The sequence below is a fragment of the Streptomyces sp. NPDC006510 genome, assembly GCF_040611955.1.
Classification (GTDB): domain Bacteria; phylum Actinomycetota; class Actinomycetes; order Streptomycetales; family Streptomycetaceae; genus Streptomyces.
The window spans coordinates 1-21,251 of the sequence record NZ_JBEXPH010000019.1 but is presented as its reverse complement, the minus strand read 5'-3'; the positions used below and the strand labels follow the sequence as shown (position 1 = coordinate 21,251).

Annotated in this window: 19 protein-coding genes and 1 pseudogene; 16 read left to right on the top strand and 4 right to left on the bottom strand. The window is 70.9% G+C overall.

All coding sequences use genetic code 11. The features are described 5' to 3' along the window. Nucleotides 1-12 precede the first annotated feature (12 nt). Nucleotides 13-942, top strand: coding sequence for a hypothetical protein (locus ABZY11_RS09080; protein WP_356478508.1), 930 nt, complete (start codon nucleotides 13-15; stop codon nucleotides 940-942). A gap of 70 nt (nucleotides 943-1,012) precedes the next feature. Here ABZY11_RS09080 and ABZY11_RS09075 read toward each other — a convergent pair whose 3' ends face one another. Further along, nucleotides 1,013-4,882, bottom strand: a complete 3,870-nt coding sequence (locus ABZY11_RS09075) for an AAA domain-containing protein (RefSeq protein ID WP_356478507.1) — start codon at nucleotides 4,880-4,882, stop codon at nucleotides 1,013-1,015. Further along, nucleotides 4,879-5,292 (bottom strand): hypothetical protein, encoded by a 414-nt coding sequence (locus ABZY11_RS09070; RefSeq protein ID WP_356478506.1) that lies wholly within the window; start codon nucleotides 5,290-5,292, stop codon nucleotides 4,879-4,881. Before ABZY11_RS09070 ends, ABZY11_RS09075 begins: the two co-directional genes overlap by 4 nt. Nucleotides 5,293-6,483: 1,191 nt before the next feature. Here ABZY11_RS09070 and ABZY11_RS09065 point away from each other — a divergent pair. From ABZY11_RS09065 to ABZY11_RS09050, 4 genes are all read left to right on the top strand, one after another. Further along, nucleotides 6,484-7,344 carry a Gfo/Idh/MocA family oxidoreductase gene (locus ABZY11_RS09065; RefSeq protein ID WP_356478505.1) on the top strand — a complete coding sequence of 287 codons (861 nt, stop codon included), beginning with the start codon at nucleotides 6,484-6,486 and terminating at the stop codon, nucleotides 7,342-7,344. Nucleotides 7,345-7,485: 141 nt separating this feature from the next. After that, complete coding sequence (locus ABZY11_RS09060; RefSeq protein ID WP_356478504.1) at nucleotides 7,486-8,163, top strand: 4'-phosphopantetheinyl transferase superfamily protein; 678 nt, start codon at nucleotides 7,486-7,488, stop codon at nucleotides 8,161-8,163. A gap of 66 nt (nucleotides 8,164-8,229) precedes the next feature. Then, a complete protein-coding gene (locus ABZY11_RS09055; protein ID WP_356478503.1) occupies nucleotides 8,230-9,372 on the top strand; it encodes a P1 family peptidase in 1,143 nt (380 codons plus the stop codon). A gap of 82 nt (nucleotides 9,373-9,454) precedes the next feature. Further along, on the top strand, nucleotides 9,455-10,021 hold the full coding sequence (locus ABZY11_RS09050; protein ID WP_356478502.1) for a hypothetical protein: 567 nt from the start codon (nucleotides 9,455-9,457) through the stop codon (nucleotides 10,019-10,021). Nucleotides 10,022-10,076: 55 nt separating this feature from the next. On the opposite strand, the gene ABZY11_RS09045 is transcribed toward ABZY11_RS09050, so the two are convergent. Together ABZY11_RS09045 and ABZY11_RS09040 are read right to left on the bottom strand one after the other, a co-directional pair. Next, complete coding sequence (locus ABZY11_RS09045; protein WP_356478501.1) at nucleotides 10,077-10,874, bottom strand: acyl-CoA thioester hydrolase/BAAT C-terminal domain-containing protein; 798 nt, start codon at nucleotides 10,872-10,874, stop codon at nucleotides 10,077-10,079. Between the two features lie 151 nt (nucleotides 10,875-11,025). Then, nucleotides 11,026-11,910, bottom strand: a complete 885-nt coding sequence (locus tag ABZY11_RS09040) for an SIS domain-containing protein (protein WP_356478500.1) — start codon at nucleotides 11,908-11,910, stop codon at nucleotides 11,026-11,028. A gap of 185 nt (nucleotides 11,911-12,095) precedes the next feature. Here ABZY11_RS09040 and ABZY11_RS09035 point away from each other — a divergent pair, with 185 nt between their 5' ends. The 11 genes and pseudogenes from ABZY11_RS09035 to ABZY11_RS08985 all read left to right on the top strand — a co-directional run. Beyond that, nucleotides 12,096-12,896, top strand: a complete 801-nt coding sequence (locus ABZY11_RS09035) for a DeoR/GlpR family DNA-binding transcription regulator (RefSeq protein ID WP_356478499.1) — start codon at nucleotides 12,096-12,098, stop codon at nucleotides 12,894-12,896. A gap of 401 nt (nucleotides 12,897-13,297) precedes the next feature. Further along, entirely contained in the window at nucleotides 13,298-13,564 is a 267-nt protein-coding gene (locus ABZY11_RS09030) for a hypothetical protein (protein WP_356478498.1), read from the top strand. A 79-nt stretch (nucleotides 13,565-13,643) separates the two neighbouring features. Then, on the top strand, nucleotides 13,644-14,816 hold the full coding sequence (locus tag ABZY11_RS09025; protein WP_356478497.1) for a Gfo/Idh/MocA family oxidoreductase: 1,173 nt from the start codon (nucleotides 13,644-13,646) through the stop codon (nucleotides 14,814-14,816). Nucleotides 14,817-15,174: 358 nt separating this feature from the next. Further along, on the top strand, nucleotides 15,175-16,176 hold the full coding sequence (locus ABZY11_RS09020; protein WP_356478496.1) for an MBL fold metallo-hydrolase: 1,002 nt from the start codon (nucleotides 15,175-15,177) through the stop codon (nucleotides 16,174-16,176). A 62-nt stretch (nucleotides 16,177-16,238) separates the two neighbouring features. Continuing rightward, a complete protein-coding gene (locus ABZY11_RS09015; protein ID WP_356478495.1) occupies nucleotides 16,239-17,609 on the top strand; it encodes an ATP-binding protein in 1,371 nt (456 codons plus the stop codon). Beyond that, nucleotides 17,606-18,031, top strand: a complete 426-nt coding sequence (locus ABZY11_RS09010) for a roadblock/LC7 domain-containing protein (protein ID WP_356478494.1) — start codon at nucleotides 17,606-17,608, stop codon at nucleotides 18,029-18,031. Before ABZY11_RS09015 ends, ABZY11_RS09010 begins: the two co-directional genes overlap by 4 nt. Beyond that, a complete protein-coding gene (locus ABZY11_RS09005) occupies nucleotides 18,028-18,381 on the top strand; it encodes a DUF742 domain-containing protein (RefSeq protein ID WP_356478493.1) in 354 nt (117 codons plus the stop codon). The genes ABZY11_RS09010 and ABZY11_RS09005 overlap by 4 nt, the downstream gene beginning before the upstream one ends. After that, nucleotides 18,359-18,973, top strand: a complete 615-nt coding sequence (locus ABZY11_RS09000) for an ATP/GTP-binding protein (protein WP_356478492.1) — start codon at nucleotides 18,359-18,361, stop codon at nucleotides 18,971-18,973. Before ABZY11_RS09005 ends, ABZY11_RS09000 begins: the two co-directional genes overlap by 23 nt. Further along, a complete protein-coding gene (locus tag ABZY11_RS08995; RefSeq protein ID WP_356478491.1) occupies nucleotides 18,970-20,244 on the top strand; it encodes a cytochrome P450 in 1,275 nt (424 codons plus the stop codon). The genes ABZY11_RS09000 and ABZY11_RS08995 overlap by 4 nt, the downstream gene beginning before the upstream one ends. A gap of 104 nt (nucleotides 20,245-20,348) precedes the next feature. Then, nucleotides 20,349-20,747 carry a cell division protein SepF gene (gene sepF / locus ABZY11_RS08990; RefSeq protein WP_356478490.1) on the top strand — a complete coding sequence of 133 codons (399 nt, stop codon included), beginning with the start codon at nucleotides 20,349-20,351 and terminating at the stop codon, nucleotides 20,745-20,747. Between the two features lie 145 nt (nucleotides 20,748-20,892). Beyond that, nucleotides 20,893-21,251, top strand: a pseudogene (locus tag ABZY11_RS08985) (ATP-binding protein); the annotation flags it as partial.

Genomic DNA, 21,251 nt, shown 5'->3' with positions numbered 1-21,251 from the left:
GGGGGGAAGAGTGTGCCGCTGTTGTTCTTGAACGAGAAGTCCTGTGCCACCGCCTGCGACCTGGCCCGTGCCGATGCGGCCATGGCAGGCCTCGTCGATGCGGTGCGCGCCGTGGCCAGGGAGGACCCGGGCGAGACCGCCCTGGTCAGCGAGGTCGAGCTCAAGTCGCTGGAAATCGCGGAGGGTTACCCGATCGGCAAGTGGATCGGAGCCAGCCCGAAGAACCACGTCCGCTGGCAGCGCCTCCTGAGCCTGCGGAACAGATCCCCGGTCCGCAGCGTCTACCCGGCGCCGGACGCCGACGGTGGTCTCGAATACCGGCACGAGGGCGAGGAGGCCCTGGCTCTGGGCGCCGCGCACTTCATGGACGGCATCGCGGTCAGCCTTCCGGTCGCCCACGAGTGGCAGACATCGGCCGTCGGTCTCGAACGCAGCGAACTCGTCGAACTCGACGACGGGTCCCTGGAGTTCGAGCACGACAGTGTCGACGTCCGGCACATCTCGGCCCCGCCGCACGTTGACGAACACCTCGGCTGGATCAGGGAGTCGAGCCTGGCCAGGGCGGCCACCGGCCACCAGATCTGGGAACGCAAGGCCGACCTGTACCCGAGCCTTCAGTTCCTGCCCCGCACCGAGGCCCAGCTCTGCGACCTCGACCCGCGCTGGGTCGTGCCCGTAAGGCGCTGCCTGGAGCGGCTCGATGCCGCGACCGCAGCATGGGACCCGGTCACGACGGCCGAGCCGGAATGGCAGACCAGGGTGACTCCGGAGGGCGAGACGCGCAAGCGGGTGTGCCGGTTCGAGGACGACGGGCAGTGGGAGACATTCCATCTCCACGCCCGCTTCACCCCCGGAGCCGGCCGTATCCACTTCCGGCTCATCGGGGAAGAGGGAAAGATCCGCATCGCGCACGTCGGTGGCAAGATCCGTCCGGACCTCTGACCGGACCTCTGACCTCCTCAGAACAGCGCTTCCTGACACCGGCCCCGCTGTGCCGGTCCGCGACACCGCTTCAGGGGAGAAGCGGTTCCACCATCGCGGCCCCGGCCATGATCCGCCAGGCCGGCACACGGACCGTCCGGGTCACCGCACCCGGCTTCGCCCCGGAGCCGCCGGACGGCAGCCCTGTCAGCAGGTCACCGCGCGCGTGCATGAGCCGCAGATACCGGGCCGGATCAAGGCCGTGGGCCGGGCCGGCGTCGATGAGTACCGCGGTGTTTCCCACGTCCGTGGTGAACAGCACGTCCACGCTGTGCCCGCCGACCACGGCCGCACGTTCGAGATCGGTGAACCCGCGCTCGCCGAGATACTGCTGAAGTCGGTCCGTGAGCTCTTCGTGAAAGCCGGTCGGCGGTTCCGTCCCCGAGATCGCGTCGGGGACCGTGGAGGACCGAGCGCCCAGAGCCTCCGACCGTTCCGCGAGCAGCGCCGGGAGCCCCGCCTGGCCCTGCCAGAAGGCATGACTCCCCACCGTGATCAACTGCGACTTCGCCCTGGTGACCGCGACGTTCCACAGGTTGACCTGGCCGGCCACCCAATGCGTCGTACGCGGCGGAGTGTTGCCGGTGGCGACCGGACTCAGCACCATGACGTCACGCTGCCCGCCCTGGAAGGCGTGCACGGTGCCGACCCGTACGCGATCGTCATCCGCCCACGCCCGCGCCAGTGACTCCTTCTGGGCCTTGAACGGTGTCACCACCCCGACCGTCGCGCCCTCGGGCAGCCGGGCGAGCAGCTCGTCCACGGTCTCCCGCACCTGCTGGGCCTCCGCCGGGTTGCGCCAGGACTGACCGTTAGCGCCCCGCGCCGACTCGCCGTGTGGCACATCCACCCATCCCAGCACCGGGGCCGGGTCGGCCGCCCCCACGGGGTCGAGCGCCGGGACCTGGTTCCGGACGTCGGTGAGCACCTGCAACTGCCCCGCGTAGCAGTAGCCGTTGACGACGTCCGCGATCCGGGGATGGCACCGGTAGTGCTCGTCGAGCAGCAGAGCCGCCTCGCCGTGCTGGGCGGCCGCGTGGTACGACGCGTAGACGTGGTACGTGAGGCGGTGGTCCTCCAGCTGCGCTGCGCTCAGCCCAGCCCGTACGTGTGCCTGACGCTCCTGCTCGGCGGTGATCCCCGGGATGTGTCCAAGCTGCATGGGATCGCCGATGATCAGCGCTCGCTCGGCCCGGAAGAGCAGCGGCAGCACGGAGGGAATCGAGCACTGGCTCGCCTCATCGATCACCACGAGGTCGAAGAGTTTCGGGGTGAGTTCGAGCTGTCGCACCGAGTGAGTGCTGATGGCCCAGCCCTTCAGGTGTGCCATCAGGTTTCGCTGGCTCTTCTGGAAGCCGGAGCGCCGGCGCAGGGCCTGGAGCCGCTGGCTCATCAGGGAACGGCCACGGATCACGGCCTCGGTGGCCACTGCCACGGCCAATTCACCGGAGGCCTCCGACAGACTTGCGCTGCTCTCCAGCCGCGCACGCTTCAGCGCCTCCTCGTCCCTGGCGAGGTGCTGCGGTACGAGCTCCCGGAGCTGCCCTTCCACGGCCGTGGCCGCTGCCAGGGCGAGCAGGAGCTCGGGCGACACTGGCCGCTCCGTGGCCCAGGACGGCCAGGCGCTCGCCACCGAATCCCCGGACGAGGCAACGAAAGCGGACAGGGCCCGCCCTCTGCGCCACCGGCCGAACATGAACCATCGGGCGGCGGCTGCCTGCCGCGCACGCTCCTCCCATCGGGCCGGCACGGCCCCGCTCCCGGCCCACGCCCCTTCGAGCAGCTCCACGGGAAGCCCGAGCTCCTCCGCCCGACGGGCCCGGTCCCGCAGCAGCTCAAGGAGTTGTGCCTCCTCACCGACCAGCCGGGCGGCTTCCGCCCGGTGTGCGGCGGCTCGGGCATGGCGGTTGCGCAGGTCACCGGCCACTGTCGCCGAGCCGCGAGCCGTGGCCTCGACGGGCCGGGCGAGCAGCGACTCCAGTTTCGCGGCCTCGCGCTCCAGGGCTTCGGCGTTACCGGTTCGCATGAGCAGCCCGGGCGAGATGGCGTCGCAGCGCTCGGCCACCACGTTCACGGCCTCGTTGTTCGTGGAGGCGACGAGCACGGACTGCCCGGCGGCGACCGCCGTGGTGACCACTGCGGTCACGACCTCACTCTTTCCCGTCCCCGGAGGTCCGGTCGAGACGGTCAGCGGATGCGTCATCGCCGACAGAACCACCTGCTCCTGGCTCTCGTTGCACGGCCCCGGAGCCACCACGACCGCCGACCCGGCACGAGGGGCATCGCCACCGCCGCCCCCGCCCGTGAGGAGCGCGTCCAGCGCCGTGCCGGGGATCTGCCCGCTCCGGGCGGAGATCTGGAGCAGGTTGTCCACCAGGGCTTCGGTCGCGAGGCGCTCCACGCCCGAGGGAGCGAGGAGAACGGCGGCGTTGTGCGCACCGGGCCGCAGCGAGTCCATGACGGAACGGTCGCTGAGCGCGGACAGGTCGAGGGGTTCCAGCTCGGGAAGTCCGAGCGCCGTCAGGAGTTCCCGTACGGCCTTGACCATCTGGGCGCCGTTGCCCTCCTGCCAGGTCGGTTGCCAGTGCGCGATGAGGTCCGCGGCATCGTCGTCGGCGAGCAACTCCGTGACCACACCGGTGTGCAAGGACGGCACTCCGCTCGGACGGAGCAGATCCTGGCCGTTCTCGTCGGGGGCGAGTTCCATCGGCTGGATCAGCAGAGGCGCGATCCGCACCGCCGCCCTCCGACGGCCGTCCCCGTGCTCGGGGAGCGTGACCGCGGGGAATCCGTACCAGTACTCCTGCGTTCCCGCCCTCTCCACCTGGGCGCCCCTGTTCTTCGGCCCGGGCAGCTGTGCGGGGGCACGAATTCCGGACCCGAGACCGGACTGGATCGTCTCCGAGCCCTGGCCCAGCAGGAAGTATGCGGACCCTCGGCTGCCGTCCCGGTCGGGCAGCATGCCGGAAGCCGCCTGCGCGCCGAGACAGTGTGCGTAGTAGCGCAGGAGCCGCTGCCGGTCGATGCCGTCCCGGGTGTCCTGGTCGGCGAGCTGTCGAGCCTTCAGCAGGGCGTGGGAGGGCGGTGCCGCCCCGGCGGAGCCGTTGCCGAGCGGAGAAGGAAGGTTCACGGACCGGGCCACCGAGCGCGCCAGGGGCAGGGAGCGCGTCGCGCGGAACGTGGACTTCGTCGGGCGCTGCTCCTCGGGTACTCCCTTACGTACCATCTGCGCGGTCAGGTACTCGAACAGGTCGTCCGGAGTGATCCAGCCGCCGTCCTTGATCCGACCGCTTCGCAGCCCCTCAACGATCTCACCGGTGAACCGCGAGGTGCCGAGCGAGGAGCCTTCAGGGGCCATCGCCGAGGCTGCCTGGAGGGCGTCGGAGGCGGTGATGAAGTAGACGCCGGTCGGCCGCAGCAGGGTGCTGGGCGCGGGCCGGTCGCCGGTGTCCGCCGAACCCTTGGCCGTCCACCCCTGGACGACCGATCCACTGGAGCAGCAGTCAAGCAGCACGACCTTCGAGGAGGCCCGGCAGGACTGGAGCATCCGCTCCAGGAACTCGGCGGGGACAGCCGTACCGGGCAGGTCGTCCGGGTCGGCGTCCCGAGTGAGGAAGTACAGCTGTCCGTCGGCCTCGCAGAACTCCCCGTGGCCGCTGAAGTAGAGCAAGGCCGTCTCACTGGGTTGCCGCGCCTCCAGATACTCCTCGATGGCGTGCAACATTTCTGCGCGGGTCGGTTCGGGGACCATGGCGCAGTCGTTGAACATGCCGATCTCGGTGCTCTCCAACACGGCCTGCATGTAATGGAGATCGGCCCGGACAGGCGGGAGATCGTGGTAGCGGTCGCTGTCGTACGTGGATACGCCGATCAGCATGGCGTACCGGTCGTTCTGGCTCACTCCGCGCCCGGTCCGTCCTCGTCCGCGTTCGCCTCGCCACTGTTGCCGCCGCTGAGGAACCGCTCGATCAGCCGGTCGTCGGCGCGGGCCTCTCTGCCGGAGACACGGAGCGTCGTGCCGTCGGGCCGGGTGACGACGACGGTCCGCTGCGGCACTCGTGCCAACCAGATCTGGATGCCGGCGGCGACGAGGGAGCCGCCGCTGAACACCAGGCCGATCAGGTCCGCGACCGGCCCGCCCTTGTCGGTGTCGGCAGCGGTGTGCTGACGCGGGATGTCGAGAGCGGCCCGTGGATCGTCGTCGGTGAGGGCTGCGAGGAGTTCGCGGGCTTCCCGCCGGGCCCGCAGCGGATCCTCGTCCACGAGACTGATGCGATACCCGGCGGTCGCTTGGGTGTGGGTGGTGCTCACGTGCGCTGTCCCCCTTGGATCCCTCGTGTGATGCACACACGAATCGACGACGCTATCGCCTGCCATTGACAGCCGGGCTCCCCAAGCCGAAACCGGCTGGTCAATGGCGTGAAATGCACAGGTCCGCCCACGGTTCGGTGGTACTGGTCGCGCCGACGCGTGGCTCGCCGTCACTCTGTACGGCCTGCCGACACCTCACCGCTCAGCAGGGCCGCCCGGCGTGCGGCGGGCGTCGCGCGCTCGAACCACTCCGCGGTGGCGATCGCCCTGATGGGCGTACCACTCGCCGAGCCCGCAGGTCGCCCGCGGTCCGTGGTTGGGGTGGCCGGAAGCGGCTGCTTCGTGGAGCAGCGCCATCCCCTGCTCGATACGGCCCTGCGGGTGCGGCACGACGGCCAGCAGGATCTTCGCGTACGAGGTCAGCGGCAGGTTCCCGGCGCTGTTCAGCTCCCGCAGGATCTGCTCGGCCTCCTCGCCCGCGTACCATCAGCGGTTCGCCCAGGCCCACCTGGGCCAGCGGCACCGCGTGGGACTGCCCGCCGGCCAGTACCGAGCGCAGTACCTCCTCGGCCCGGTCCAGCTTGCCCTGGCCGGCCAGCACGCCGCCGAGGTTCGCTCGGGCCACCGCGGTGACCTGGCTCGCCATCGACTCGCCCATCGCCCGAAGGCCCTGCTGCCGCTGCGCGGAGTCATGCGCCGGGAGGTTCCCCGGGGAACGGGGCCACCGCGCCGGATTCCGTTCGCCGGGCCGGGCCGGTCCGCCCCGCAGCACCGACTGCGCCCCCTCTCGAATCGCTCGGTTCCGGAGGCTTCATGCTGGCACAGGGCGAGTGAAATCCGTGAGGGTTTGGATGCGAAGAGTCAGCCGAACCATCTCCGGGTTCGAAACGGCTTGAAATGGGTGCGCAATATCTCCTCAAAATGGTTCATTGATCGAAAGCGCATTGATCGAAAGCGTCGCCATTCATCCCATTCCGTCGAATCGAGCCGGAGGCCGATTTCGGTGAAGCAAGGGCACGGGCGGCTCGGCAGGGGCCCCTGGCCTGCCCTTCGACCGGCCTGCCGGTGGCTGGACGCCTGTGGGAAACTCGATCCCGCGCCGCGCCGCGCCGACCGGGCCGCCAACCCCCGTCCGCCGGGTTCCGGTCAACCGGGTGCGACGGGCCGTCACCTCGAAGGGAAGCTCCCAGGATGCGCATCGGGATCGTCGGCACCGACAACAGCCATGTCGACCAGATCGTCCGTCACCTCAACGTCGAGGAGGCCGGCGGCGACGCACGCGTCGTGGCTCTCAGCGGCGGGCGTGGCCGGCGCAACGACACACTGGCGGCCACCGGAGGGATCGCGCGGATCGTCGACGAGCCCATCGGTCTGCTCGGGCTGGTCGACGCCGTCATCGTCGCGGACCGGGACGGCGCGCACCACCGTGACCAGGCGATCCCCTTCCTGGCCGAGGGCCTTGCGGTCTTCGTCGACAAGCCCCTCGCCCGCACCGTCGCGGACGCCCGCGCCATGATCGACACCGCCCGCGCCCATGACGCGCCGCTCACCTCGTCCTCGGCGCTCCGCTGGATTCCCGACACCGACGCTCTGGTGGCCCGGTCGGCGCCGGGTGAACAGCCGTACCTGGTCGTTGTGTCCGGGCCCGCCGACCCCGCCGGAGGCCACGGCGGGATCTTCTTCTACGGCATTCACGCGGTCGACATCGCCCTCCGGCTCGCCCCCGGTGAGATCTCCGGCGTCCGCACGGACGTCACCGACACCACGGTCATCGCGTCGTTCACCGCCGGCGGCACCCGCGTCGTCGTGAACTTCGTCAGGCCGGGCGGCACGGATCAGATCCCCTTCCATGGAATGACGTTCACCCGGGAGAGCATGGTCCAGCAGACCCTCACCCCGGGCGCGGACTACTGCGTACCCGGCCTCGAAGCGTTCCTGGAGATGGTGCGCACGGGCAGGCCACCGATCGGCTACGGGGACCTGCTGCGCCCCATCGAAGTCCTGGAGTCCGTCGCCACCGCCCTGCGCGAGGCGTCGGCCGACGCCCCGTGAACGCATGGGACGCCGAAGAGGCCGCTCACGACGGCATTGTGGCCGATGCAACACCGTGAAGTCGGCGTTCCTGCCACCGGGCGGTGGGGAGATCCCGCGGCACCAGGCAGGATGGGGGCGTCCAGCCGGTAGGGGGAGATCATGATCGAGAAAATTCTGCCGTCCCAAGTAGCGGTGGCAGAGGCGTTCTCCGACCTGCCCGATGCCGTACTCCTGCCCGCTGAGGAGGAGCTGACCCGCGGCTTCGTGGAGAAGCGGCACAGGGAGTTCGTCACGACGCGTCATTGCGCCCGCCGCGCCCTCGGATCGCTGGGCATCGCTCCCGTCCCCATCCTCAAGGGCGAACGAGGTGCCCCGCTCTGGCCGGAGAACACGGTCGGAAGCCTGACCCACTGCACCGGCTACCGCGCCGCCGTCGTGGCCCACCGGGCGGATGTGCTCAGCGTTGGCATCGACGCGGAAGGGGACGCGCCGCTGCCCGGCGATGTGCACGGCAGCATCGCACTGCTGACGGAGCAGCGGCGTGAGCGCGAACTGCGCCTGGAGCACCCGGGGATCCACTGGGACCGGCTGCTGTTCAGCGCGAAGGAGGCCGTGTACAAGGCATGGTTCCCGCTCACCCGCCGCTGGCTGGGCTTCGAGGAGGCCGACATCGAGCTCCGCCTTGACGGCAGCTTCACCGCCGAACTGCTGCTCTCCGACCCGGAGCCGGCGTTCCCCACGGGTTTTCACGGCCGCTGGCTGGCCGAGGGCGGTCTGCTGCTGACCGCGATCGTCGTCGAGAACACCCCCGGCGCTCCGCGGGGAACGGGGTTCTGAGCGACTGGGAAGGATGGCGTCGCGGGTCTCGTCCGGCGAGTGGGTGTTCCCGTAACCTCTGTCCGCATGAGCGAAGATCACCCGGGCGAAGAGCGCAGGCGGGCACGTGAGTTGGGCATCTCCCTGACCGGTGAGCCGGGGCCGTGGAACGCGATCACGGACGTGCCCGGTGTCGAGGTCGGGTACGTCACCCTCGTCGACGGCGACGACGTACGCACCGGGGTGACCGCGCTGCTGCCGCGCGGCCGGGACGGTGTGGGCACGCCCTGCGCGGCCGGCTGGCACTCGTTCAACGGCAACGGTGAGATGACCGGGACCGCGTGGATCGAGGAGACCGGCTCGCTGGCCGTTCCGGTGGTCATCACCAACACATACGCGGTCGGCCCCGTGCACCGGGGCGTGGTCGAGTGGGTGCGCGCCAACTGCCGTGGCATGGCGCCGGAGTGGCTGCTGCCGGTCGTCACGGAGACCTGGGACGGCCATCTCAACGACATCCACGGCCCGGCCGTGGAGTCCCGCCACGCGGCGGCCGCGATCGAGGCGGCGGCGTCCGGCCCGGTCGAGGAAGGATGCGTCGGCGGCGGAACGGGCATGCGCTGCTACGGCTTCAAGGGCGGCTCGGGCACCGCGTCGCGCGTGGTGGAGTACGGCGAGGACCGGTACACCGTCGGCGTCTTCGTCCAGGCCAACTTCGGCGCACGGCGCGAACTGGTGGTGGCCGGCGTGCCGGTGGGGCGCGAACTGTCCGACCCGGTCGGGGCGCCGGCCCCCGAGGCGGCGCCCGACGGCGAGCGCCCGGTGCCGCCCGGCGCGGGCTCGGTGATCGTGGTGGTGGCGACCGACGCCCCACTGCTGCCGGGCCAGTGCAAGGCGCTGGCCCGTCGGGTGACGCTCGGCCTGGCCCGCACCGGCACCACCGGCAGCCACTTCTCCGGAGACCTGTTCCTGGCCTTCTCCACGGCCAACCCGTCCGCGCTGACCAGTACGTTCCCCGAGGGCGACGGCAGCGCGCCGTACGAGTCGATGCGCTTCGTGCCCTGGGGCCGGATGGACCCCTTCTACGGCGCGGTGGTCGAGTCGGTGGAGGAGGCGGTGCTCAATGTGCTCACCGGCGCGCAGGCGATGACCGGCCGGGCCGGACACCATGTCCCGGCGCTGCCGCTGGACCGCGTGAGCGAACTCCTGGCGGCGCGGGGAGCGATGTCGTAACCCGCAGGTCCGGGGCGGCATGGCCGCTCGAACGAGCGTCCCTGGCTGGCCCGGCACAGGTTCGTCGGCCATACTGCCCGCCGTGGAGCAGCGCATAGATCCGAACACTCAGCCCGGATACGCCGCAGGGACAGACCCGGCGTTCATCCCCGGTCTCACGGCCCCCGTCACGGCCAGGAAACCGGATACGAGCCTGGAGCAGGCAGACCTGGAGCAGACAGAACCGGAACAGGCGGAGCAGGAACGGCCGGAGCCTGAAGGCGCGGAGGAGCGGGCGGCCGACGCCGTCGCTCCCGAGGACGAAGACGGCGCGGAGGCCGGGGCCGACGGGGCAGCGGCCCCGGCGGCGGACGAGAAGGCGGCACCGGACGGGCCCTCGTTCGAGGTGAGTGACCGTCGCGGGTCGATCACCGCGGACCATGAGGGAGTCCGGTTCCGGCTGGACGACCAGGAGGCCGAGTTCCGGTGGGACGAGATCGGCGCGGTCGAGGTGAAGATGCCCCGGTTCGGCCGCCGGTTCACCGTCACCGTCCATATGTCGACCCGCCGGTGGTTCAACGCCGAGGTCGAGGCGTCGGCCAGGAGCAGCCTCAAGGGGTGGGCGGAGGAACTCGACGCGGTTCTGGACGCCTACTTCGAGGAGTCCTGACCGCGGCGATGCCGTTCGAGAGGTTGGGTCGGCGGACGGACGACCGCCGGCCTCCTCACGGAGCTCCGGTCCCGTCGCGCGGGCCGCGGAGCGCGTCGAGGATGTGGGGCCAGGCGGCTGCCCCGAGCGCCGTGTCAGCCGCGGTCGAACCTCCGTACCGGAACTGCGCGGAGGCGGGCGCCGGACCCTCGCCCGGAAGTCGCGGACGGTGGCCGGCGTCGGGGCCGCCGATGACCCGTACGGGCAGGCCGGCCGCTCTGCGGCGGGCGGCCAGCTCCTCGGCGTAGGGCAGCGAAGGCCACATCGCGTCGTCGCCGCCCGCGACGAGGACGAGTTCGGCGCCGGACCTCTCCACCGGGATCCTCGCCGCGTCGACGCGGTCGGCGAACGTCCGCCTGCTCCGCTCGTACCAGCCGCGGATGGCGACGGGATCGCCCGCGGTCCGTGCGGGCGACGGTGCCCAGGAGTCGTCGTAGGGGACGAACGGCAGCGGTTCACCGCGCCAGGTCCAGGAGGACCGGTACGGCCGGGTCTGCCCGTCCTCGCCGGGGCCCACGTTCGCCCAGGTCAGAGAGGTGGGGGAGAGCGCCACCACGGCGTCGGCACCAGGCAGGAGCACGGACAGGTGCAGCGCGGCTTCCGCGCCCTTGGACGTGCCGAGGACGCCGATCCGCCGCGCGCCGCCCGCGCGGAGCACCTCGATCGCGGACTCGAACGTCTCCAGCGGGATCTCGCAGATGCCCGGCGGCTGTCCGGCACCGCCGAACCAGCGGATCGACAGGGCGGCCATGCCCTCCCTGGCCAGCAGCCTGCACCGCTCGTCCTCGATGCGCCCACCGGACCCGGAGAGCACGAGCACCCCGACCTCGGCCCCGCCCGCGGGCCTTGCGAGAAACCCCTCGCGAACGCCTTGGTGAGGGGCTTCATGAGGGGTTTTGCGAGCAGCCTCGCGAGCGCCTTCGCCGGGATCGTTGAATCTGCGCTCGACGATGTGCATCAGCCGGTCAGGCGTCCGTGAGCACGACCGAGCGGGTCAGGTGACGGGGGCTGTCCGGGTCCAGGCCGCGGGCGGCGGCACGGGCGATGGCCAGACGCTGCACGCGCACCAGCTCGGCCAGCGGGTCCAGGCCGCTCTCCACCCAGCGGGCGCCGGTCGCCAGCACCTGCTCGGCGAGCCCCTCGGGGGCGGTGCCGAACATCCAGGTCGCGGTGCCGGTGGTGGCGATGCTGATGGGACCGTGGCGGTACTCCATCGCGGGGTACGACTCGGTCCAGGACAGCGACGCCTCCTTCATCTTCAGCGCCGCCTCGTTGGCGAGCCCGGCCGTCCAGCCGCGGCCGAGGAAGGTGAACTGGGCGCAGTCCACCAGGCCTTCGGGCAGAGGCTCGGCCAGCGCGGTCTCCGCGTCGCGCACCACGTCCTCGGTGTGCAGACCGAGGTGGGCGCGGAGCAGGGTGAGCAGGGTGGTGGCGAACCGGGTCTGCACGACGGACTGCTCGTCGGCGAAGTCGAGCACGACGACGTCGTCGGCGGCCGTCATGACAGGGGTGTTCGGGTCGGCGGTGATGGCCACTGTGCGGGTGGCACCACGCAGGCGGTCGAGCAGTTCCAGCACCTCGGTCGTGGTTCCCGAGCGGGTCAGGGCGACGACCCGGTCGTAGCCGCGGCCGAACGGGAACTCAGAGGCGGCGAAGGCGTCGGACTCGCCCTGACCGGACTCCTCGCGGAGTGCGGCGTACGCCTGAGCCATGTAGAACGAGGTGCCGCAGCCGACGACCGCGATGCGCTCGCCGGTGGCGGGCAGAGCGGCCGACTGCGTCTGGGCCAGCTCGGCGGCGCGACGCCAGCATTCCGGCTGACTGGCTGTCTCGATCTCGACAAATGACACTTTTGCACTCCGTACTCGTAGTGGGATGCTCGTTTCCGCACGTTATACGCGATGTACGAGCATTATCAAGCATTCTGTTTGCAGAAGGCTTGACTGGGCGGAGCCTTGTGCGACGCTTGCGCGTGTCCGGTGACCGTACCCAAGGGGATGGGTGCCCGAAGCCCGGCCTCGTAAGGAGAGTTGCCTTGTCCAGGGATGCCCGGTGGAACGCGCTGCTGGAACTCGTCGGTAAGAACGGCCGGGTGGACGTCGAGGACGCCGCCACGACGCTGGATGTCTCGGCCGCGACCATCCGCCGCGACCTGGATCAGCTCGCCGAGCAGCAGTTGCTCACCCGTACCCGCGGTGGCGCGGTGGCGCACGGCGTCAGTTACGAACTGGCCCTGCGCTACAAGACCGGCCGCCACGCCCCCGAGAAGCAGGCCATCGGCCGTGCGGTCTCCGAACTGGTGGCGGTGGGCGAGGTGGTGGGGCTGACCGGCGGTACGACGCTGACCGAGGTGGCCCGTTCGCTGGCGGTGCGCTCCGACCTGGTCGGTGACAGCGCCGCCGGGATGAGCGGGCAGCCGAGCCTGACCGTGGTCACCAATGCCCTCAACATCGCCAATGAGCTGGTGATCCGGCCGCAGATCAAGATCGTGGTGACCGGCGGGGTGGCCAGGCCGCAGTCGTACGAGCTGACGGGCCCGCTGGCCAGCGGGGTGCTGGGCGAGATCACGCTGGACGTCGCCGTGCTGGGCGTCAACGCGATCGACACCGAGCGCGGTGCGTACGTCCACCACGAGGGCGAGGCCAGCATCAACCGGCTCCTGGCCCAGCAGGCGCAACGGGTGGTCGTGGCCGCCGACTCCTCGAAGATCGGCAAACGGGCCTTCGCCCGGGTCTGCGATCTGGGGCAGGTCGACTTCCTGGTCACCGACAAGGGGATCACCCCCGAGGCGACCGCCCGCTTCACGGAGGCCGGCGTCACCGTCATCGCTGTGTGAGCTGACACCGAGCTTCGGAACGGTGAGGATTGTTGCTTGAAATCGGTGGGTGATGCGCCCATCAGTACAAGGCCAAGCACGTCCATGTATCCCGCTCTGCGATCAACAGGCGGGCAAGAGGTCCGGTGATCGCATCGAGGCGCCTGCGCCTCCCGTTCCATGCCCCTGGCGTGCGTGATTGCGGGCTTCAACGGGCCAAATCGGACCTTCGGCAGGCTCGAATGTCCTTAGTTGTTCATTACCCCTGTGAAATGAACAACTCTTGCCATCTGGATGCATGTCGTGAACTATGTGGCTGTCGCCGCGAGGGAGTAACGGCCGCACCGCCACCGGTGTGTGTCGCCGCCGTGATCGCGGGATGCTTCCCCCTTGCTCCATCAGCTCTGGAGGTGCCTGTGACGATGGCAGATGCGCCGGTCCCGGCCGTGCGGTCGCCTGTGCCGCAGCCCCAGCTCCTCAAGATCAACCGGACCGACCCGACGGGCGGCCACTTCTCCGACACGTCCACCAGCAAGAGCGCCTCGCTCACCACCGCCATGAGCGACTGCCAGAAGGACATCATCGCGGGCCGGGGGCCGATCTCCGCCCACAAGGAGGAGCTGCGCAAGTGGCGCTCCGGCGGCGGCAAGATGCGCGCCGAGTTCGAGGCCTCGCTCGCCGGCAAGTAGCCGCAGTCGGCAGTCTCCGCCCGCACCACAGTCTCCGCCCGCACCACCGGCACCACCCGTACAGACAGAAGGGACCCCCGTGTCAGACCTGCGACTCGGCGTCATCGGGCTCGGCCTGCGCCGGTCCATCGCGACGTCCGCCCACCACCCCGGACAGGGTTCGGCGATCACCGCCGTCTGCGACCTCGACCCCGAGGTGCGCCGGCGCGAGGCCGAGCGGTTCGGCACCGATGTCGCGGTCGAGGACTACAAGCTGCTCCTCGGCCGGGACGACCTGGACGCGATCATCGTCGCGACCCCGGACGACACCCACGAGACCATCGCCATCGACGCGCTGCGGGCCGGCAAGGCCGTCTTCGTCGAGAAGCCGCTCGGGATCACCGTCGAGAGCTGCGACAACATCCTGCGCGCCGCGTACGAGACCGGGACCCGGCTGTACGTCGGGCACAACATGCGCCACATGGGCGTCGTGCGGCTGATGCGCGACATCATCGCCCGCGGTGACATCGGCGAGCCCAAGGCCGTGTGGGTGCGGCACTTCGTCGGCTACGGCGGTGACTACTACTTCAAGGACTGGCACGCCGACCGGACCCGCACCACCGGCCTGCTGCTCCAGAAGGCCGCGCACGACCTCGACGTCCTGCACTGGCTGGCCGGCGGCTACACCCGCCGCGTCAACGCGCTCGGCGACCTCCTCGTCTACGGGGACCTGCCGCGCCGTGAGCCGGACACCCCGCGCCCGGCGAACTGGCTGCGCGAGTTCGACTGGCCGCCGACGGCCCGCAAGGACCTGCACCACATCGTGGACGTCGAGGACGTCTCGGTGATGAACATGCAGCTCGACAACGGCGTCGTGGCCGCCTACCAGCAGTGCCACTTCACCCCCGACTACTGGCGGAACTACACCGTCATCGGCACCGAGGGCCGGCTGGAGAACTTCGGTGACGGCCCCGGTGACGAGGTCAAGGTCTGGAACACCGGCCCCAGCGGATACCGCGCCGAGGCCGACATCACCTACCGGGTGCCGGAGGCCGAGGGCTCGCACGGCGGCGGGGACAGTCGGATCATGGAGGAGTTCTGCCGGTTCGTGCGCGACGGGGGCGTCACCGACACCTCGCCGGTCGCCGCCCGGATGAGCGTCGCCGCGGGGGTGCTCGCGACCCGGTCGCTGCGCGAGGGCGGTGCGCCGTTCGAGGTGCCGGCCCTCGACCCCGAGCTGATCGCCTACTTCGAGGGCGGTCAGGTCCGCTAGACCGTGTCCGGCGCGACGGGTGCGACCGGTTCGCCGCCCGGCGGCCTTCCGGGGACGGTGCCTTCGGGCACCGTCCCCGGAGGTCTCTCTGTACGTCTGTTTTCAGTCATGCTCGGTGGGTAATCGGCTCATTCCGGTTTGGCGACCGCTCGACAGCTGTCCGCCGCGGCGTGTGACACCTCCGGGTGAATTGAGCAGGATCATCCGGAAGGTGACAGGTGGGGGTGGGGTGTGCCGGTCTCGCAGGGTCACCGCGGCCCCGTCGGCGGGGAGCGTGAGCGTCGAATTCGCGCCAATGGAGCCTCATGGTGGCCGAGTTCGAACGCATGGCCGGATTTCGGTCGGCATAATCGCGTCCATGTCGATCACGGGTGGAGACGTCGTTGACCTGGGGCGGGGCCTGTACGCATGGCTCCCGCCGAAACGGGGCTGGGGGCTGGCCAACTGCGGTCTGCTCGTCTCACCCCGGGGTGCGCTCTGGATCGACACCCCGTACGACGCCGTGCTGGCCGGCCAGTTCCTGGCCGAGTCCACGAAACGGCTGCCGGACGGCGTCGACATCGACCGGGTGATCGTCACCCATGCGAACGGGGACCACTTCTGGGGCGCGGGCGTACTCCCGGACGCGGAGATCATCGCGACCCGCGAGGCCCGCGAGCACATCCACTACGAACCCACGCCGAAGCAGCAGCACGCCCTCGTCGCCGCCGGCGATCCGGCCACCCCGCTCGGCGGCTATCTCACGCGTCACTTCGGCCCCTTCGACTGGTCGCAGACCGAGCCGGTGGTGCCGACCACCTATTTCACGGGCGAGCTCGAACTGACCCTGGGCGAGTACCCGGTCCGGATCACCGCGCTGCCGTCCGCGCACACCACCGGCGACCTGATGGTCCATCTGCCCGCGCAGGGTGCCGTGTTCACCGGGGACGTCATCTTCTCCTCCACCCCGGAGCAGCCGGGCGACCACCCGGTGCACTGGGCGGGGCCGCTGAGCAATCTGATCTCGGCCTGCGAACGGGTACTGGCCACCGGCGCCGAGACCGTCGTCCCGGGACACGGCCCGCTCCTCGACCGGGCCGGGGTGCGCGACCACATCGTGTATCTGGAGTACGTGCGCGAGCGCGCCCACGCCTTCCACGCGGCCGGGATCCCCGCCGTCGAGGCCGCCCGCCGGGTCATCGGCGAGGGGCGCTACCCGGAACTGGGGCTTCCCGAGCGGCTGGTGGTGACCATCGGCAGCGAGTACCGGCAGCTCGACGGCTCCGAACTGCCCGGAGTGCTCCAGGTGATGACCGAGGTCGCCGTGGTCGCCCGAGAACTGGAGCAGCCGCATGAGCCGGCCGGACCCGCGGAGCAGTAGGCGGAGTTCCCGCCGCCGCTTCGGCCGGAAGACCGATCCGACAACAGAAACACGGTGACGGCATGGGATGGATAGTGGCGGTGATCGCCGTCGCCGCTGCCGTGGCGGCAATGGTCCACGCGGAGAACATGGCGCGCGCCCAACGTATCGCCGTGGCCCGCGCCGAGCTGGCCGAACGTCAGTCGAAGGCCGCCGAGGCCCGTACCGCCGCCCTCACCGACGAGATCCGCCAGCTGGCCCAGGAGCGGATACCCGCCGCCGCGCTCGCCCTCTCCCACCGCACCGCCAAGGTCCCCGGACTGCGGGGGGCGGCCGAGATCGACGGCGGCTCCGCGCGGCTGCTCACCGAGGCGGTGCAGGCCGCCCGCGCGGCCGTCGTCGAGGAGCGCGGGCGGGTCGACGCGGCCGCCCGCGCGGCGATGCGCGGCACTTCCGCCAAGATCCAGTCCCTGCTCAACCAGTCCCAGCAGCTGTTGCACGAGCTCCAGCACGAGTACGACGATCCGCGCATCCTGCAACTCGACTTCCGCAACGAACTGGCACTGCGGCGCACCCAGGCCACCGCGGTGCTCTGCGACGCCTGGCCGGGCCTCGCCCGGCAGAACTCGCCGCTCGTCGAGATCGTGCTCGGCGCCCAGTCCCGGGTCGCCGGCTACGAACGCGTCAAGGTCGCCAACCATCTGCGCGACGAACGGCTCGCCCTCGTCGCCCGCGCCGCCGAACCCCTCGCCATCGCCCTGGCCGAACTGCTGGCCAATGCCACCGCCTACTCGCACCCCGACACCGATGTCCAGGTCACCCTCCAGCAGAGCGGCGGCCGTGGCGCGTTCCTGGTGGTCGACGACGCGGGCATCGGCATGGACGACGACGCGCTCGACCGGGCACGGGCGCTGCTGGCGGGCCCGCCCGAAGTCCTGCTGACCGAGCTCGGCGATCCGCCGCAGACCGGCTTCGCCGTCGTCGGCCGGCTGGTGCTCCAGTACGGCTTCAACTGCCACATCGAGGCATCTCCGTTCGGTGGCATGCGGACGATCCTGCGCGTCCCCGCCCATCTGCTGACCGTGATGGAGGAGGACCACAGCCTCTCCGCCCTCGCCCCGAAGCCGGTGCAGGCGCACGCCTCGCCCAGCGTTCCCGCCCCGACCGAGCAGGAGACCGCCCCCGTGCCGCAACCTGCCGACGGGCAGGCACCCGCGCTGCCCAGCCGACGCCGACGCGCACCACGTCCGGCCCCGGACCGCCCCGCGTCCGCCGACGCCGTCCCGGACCGCGAACAGGTGCCCCGTACACCCGAGCAGGCCGGGGCTTCCTGGGCGGCGCTCCAACAGGGCACCCTCAACGGCAGGAGCGTCGCCGGGCCGCCATCCCCACCGGCGGCGGACGACCACGACCACCCGGACGACCGGGACGACGAAGGAGACGACCAGACGTGAGCGCCCCCACTTCCACCACCGGTGACCTCGCATGGGTGCTGACCCCGCTGCTGGAACTGCCCGGGGTCCAGCACGCCGTGGTCGCCACCGGTGACGGCCTCGTCGAGGGCGCGTCGCCCGGCCTGGACCGGGCGTCCGGCGAGCGGGTCGCCGCCATGACCGCCACCCTGCACGCTGCCGCGCGCGCGTTCACCACGGCCTTCACCGATGTCGAGGCGCCCCGCCTGGCCCAGACGGTCGTCGAGTCCGACCGGGGCTTCGCCATCGTCGTACCGGCCGGGAACAACACCACACTCGCCCTGTTCGCGGAACCCGGAGCCAAGCTCGGCGACATCGCGTACCAGATGCAGGTGCAGGTCACCGCCCTGACCCGGGCGATGAACGCACCCGCCCGCCAGCCGGACACCGCCGCCCGGCCATGACCTCCGGCCCGGGGCGCCGTCTGATACCCGCTTATCTGGTCACCGGCGGCCGGACCCGGCCCGCCGGTCCCTCGCTCGACCGGCTCGACGTACTCGTACGCGCCGACACCGAGCTGCCCCCGGACACCGGCTCGGAACAACGCAGACTGTGCGAGCTGCTCGAACCGGGGGCGCTCACCGTCGTCGAGTGCGCGGCCCATCTGGACCTGCCGGTCAGCGCCACCGTCTTCCTGGCCACGGACCTCGCGGCCGCCGGACATCTGCACATCCGACCGCCCATCCCCAGCGCCGGGGAGATCGACCGGTCGCTCGTCGAGAGGCTGCTCGTTGGACTCCGCTCCCTCCACTGACCGCACCGGCATCGGCTATCTGCCGCCTGCCGCCCGGACCCTGATGAAACTCGTCGTCACGGGTCCGTTCGGCGTCGGCAAGACCACCCTGATCCGTACGCTGTCGGAGATCGCCACGCTGCACACCGAAGAGGCGATGACCCAGTCCAGCACCCGGCTCGACGACACCGCCGGACTGCCGGACAAGACCACGACCACCGTCGCCATCGACTTCGGCCGGCTGACCGTCCTGGACGACCTGGTGCTCTACATGTTCGGCACCCCCGGCCAGCAGCGCTTCCTGCCGCTCTGGGAGGACATCGCCCGCGGCGCGCTCGGTGCACTCGTACTGGTCGACACCCGTCGGCTCGCCGACTCCTTCGCGGTCATGGACATGGTCGAGGAGCAGGGCCTGCCGTACGCGATCGCGGTGAACCGCTTCCCGGACGCCCCCGCCCACGCCGACGAGGTCCTGCGCAAACACCTCGACCTCGCCCCCGAGACCCCGCTGGTGCAGTGCGACGCCCGCGAACGCCGCGGCAGCATCGACGCGCTGATCGCGCTGGCCGAGCACGTACTCACCCGGATGCCCAGGCCCGAGGACCCGTCATGACACCGTTCGCACAGCCGCCGGAACCCCTCGCCCTGTACGGTCCGGACTTCGCCGCCGACCCGCGGAGCCACTACCGACGCCTGCGCGAACACGGCCCCCTCGCGCCCGTCCGGCTCGCCCCCGGCGTCGACGCCCTGCTGGTCACCGACTACCAGGCCGCCGTCGATCTGCTGCGCGACACCCACACCTTCACCAAGGACCCGCGCGCCTGGCAGGCCACCGTCCCCGACGACTCGCCGGTCCTGCCCATGCTCGGCTACCGGCCCACCGCGCTCTTCAGCGACGGCGAGGTGCACGCCCGCTACCGCGACGCCATCAACGACAGCCTCGCCCTGATCGAGCCGCACATCCTGCGGGCCGAAGTCACCCGGGTCGCCAAGCGGCTGATCGGTGAGTTCGCCGCCACCGGGAGCAGCGATCTCATCGCCCAGTACGCCCGCCGGCTTCCGGTGCACGTCTTCGTCACCTGGTTCGGCGTGGAGCCGGGCGACGGCGAACGCATCGTCAACGGCATCGCCGGCATGTTCAACTCCGCCGAGGACGCCGCCACCGCGTACGCCGATCTCGTCGAGGTCGTCACCGAACTGGTCGCCGACCGGCGTGCCCGGCCGCGCCGCGACCTCACCTCGTACCTCCTGGGTCACCCGGCCGATCTCGACAATGACGAGACTGTGCGTCAGATCACCCTGATCATGAGCGCGGGCCACGATCCGACCACGAATCTGATCGGCAACGCGCTGCTGCACATGCTCACCGACGCCCGCTACGCCGGTTCGCTGCACGGCGGCGCGATGACGGCGCACGAGGCGATCAACGAGGTCCTCTGGCAGGACCCGCCACTCGCCAATCTCGCGGCCCACTACCCGCGGCACGACACGGAGTTCCACGGTGTGCGGCTGCGTGCGGGCCAACTCCTCCTGGTCTCCTACGCCGCGGCCAACTCCCGCTCCACGCCCGGTCTTTCGGACCTCGCGGTCCGTTCCGGGGCCAGCGCCCACCTCGCCTGGTCCGCGGGCCCGCACCGCTGCCCGGCGAAGCAGCCCGCGCTGCTCATCGCCATGACCGCGATCGAGCAGCTCACCAGTCAGCTGTGCGACGCGGAACTGGCTGTTCCGGCCAGCTCCCTGAAGTGGCGTCCGGGACCGTTCCACCGCGCGCTGGTCAGGCTTCCGGTACGGTTCACCCCCGTCGACATGAGTGCGGAAACGCACCGGCAAAGGACCGCCGGGGAAGCGGCGGACGGGCCGTCGGCGGTGTCGATCGGCCCATGAACCGTGTCGGTGGTACGCCGAACGGGTGAGTGGCGAGAGAATTGCCCGATGAACAGCGAGCGCAGCCGGCGCAACGCCAACCGAAGCACAGACGGGGTGGTCCGGTGAGCAGGTACGACAGGTACGACGTCACGGACGAGCAGTGGGAGGGGCTTGCCCAGGTCGTACCTCTGCGCAGCCGCAACGAGTGGCCGTCCAGGGTGGATCACCGCACGGTTCCCGAGGAGACCGAAGCGGCCGAACAGCGACGACTCGTCGTGCTGCGGGTCCAGGTCTTCGCGGACGCACGGGAGGTGGCCGAGTATCTGGTCGCGCAGATTCCGGTGCTGCTCGATCTGACCAGCGCCGAGACGGATGTGGCCAAGCGCATCCTGGACTTCACCAGCGGGGTGGTCTTCGGCCTCGGCAGCGGAATGCACCGGGTCGACCGGAACGTCTTCCTGCTGTCCCCGGTCGGCATGGAGGTCGAGGGAGTCACGGCAGCGGGCCTCCCCGGTTCTTAGGAGGGCCCTTCGGGCGGGCGGTGGCCGGGGGTGAGGCGGTTCAGGTACCCCGATCGCAGGAAGGTCGTTCAGGCGAAACGATTCGCCAGTCCGCGGCCTGCGTACCGTCCGCCCATGACCCCACTCGGCCCGGGGCCGCCATCCCATCACTGCGTTGCGCGACCCGGGGCGCATCACGGTCCAGGCGGCCTGGCACACTGCCGGCGCGGTCCCGGTGACGCGCGCGCCGCTTCCGGACGGCCGCCTCGGTACGACCCCGCTGCCGCTGCCGCTGCCGCTGCGGCTCGCGGGCCGGACCGAGGGGAAGTTACGGGTCCTGGCCGCCGCCGAACATATGGTGGTGGCCCTGCGGCCGGTCTTGGCGTGCGAACCGCAGCCGCAGCGGATGCGTGCCCTCGCGCCGGCCGGCGACGGCAGGCTGCGACGCGGCTGCGACAACCTCGCGGCGGTGCTGGCGGGTACCCACACGCGGTGCGCGCAACGCCATGCCCGGCTGGTCGCCGC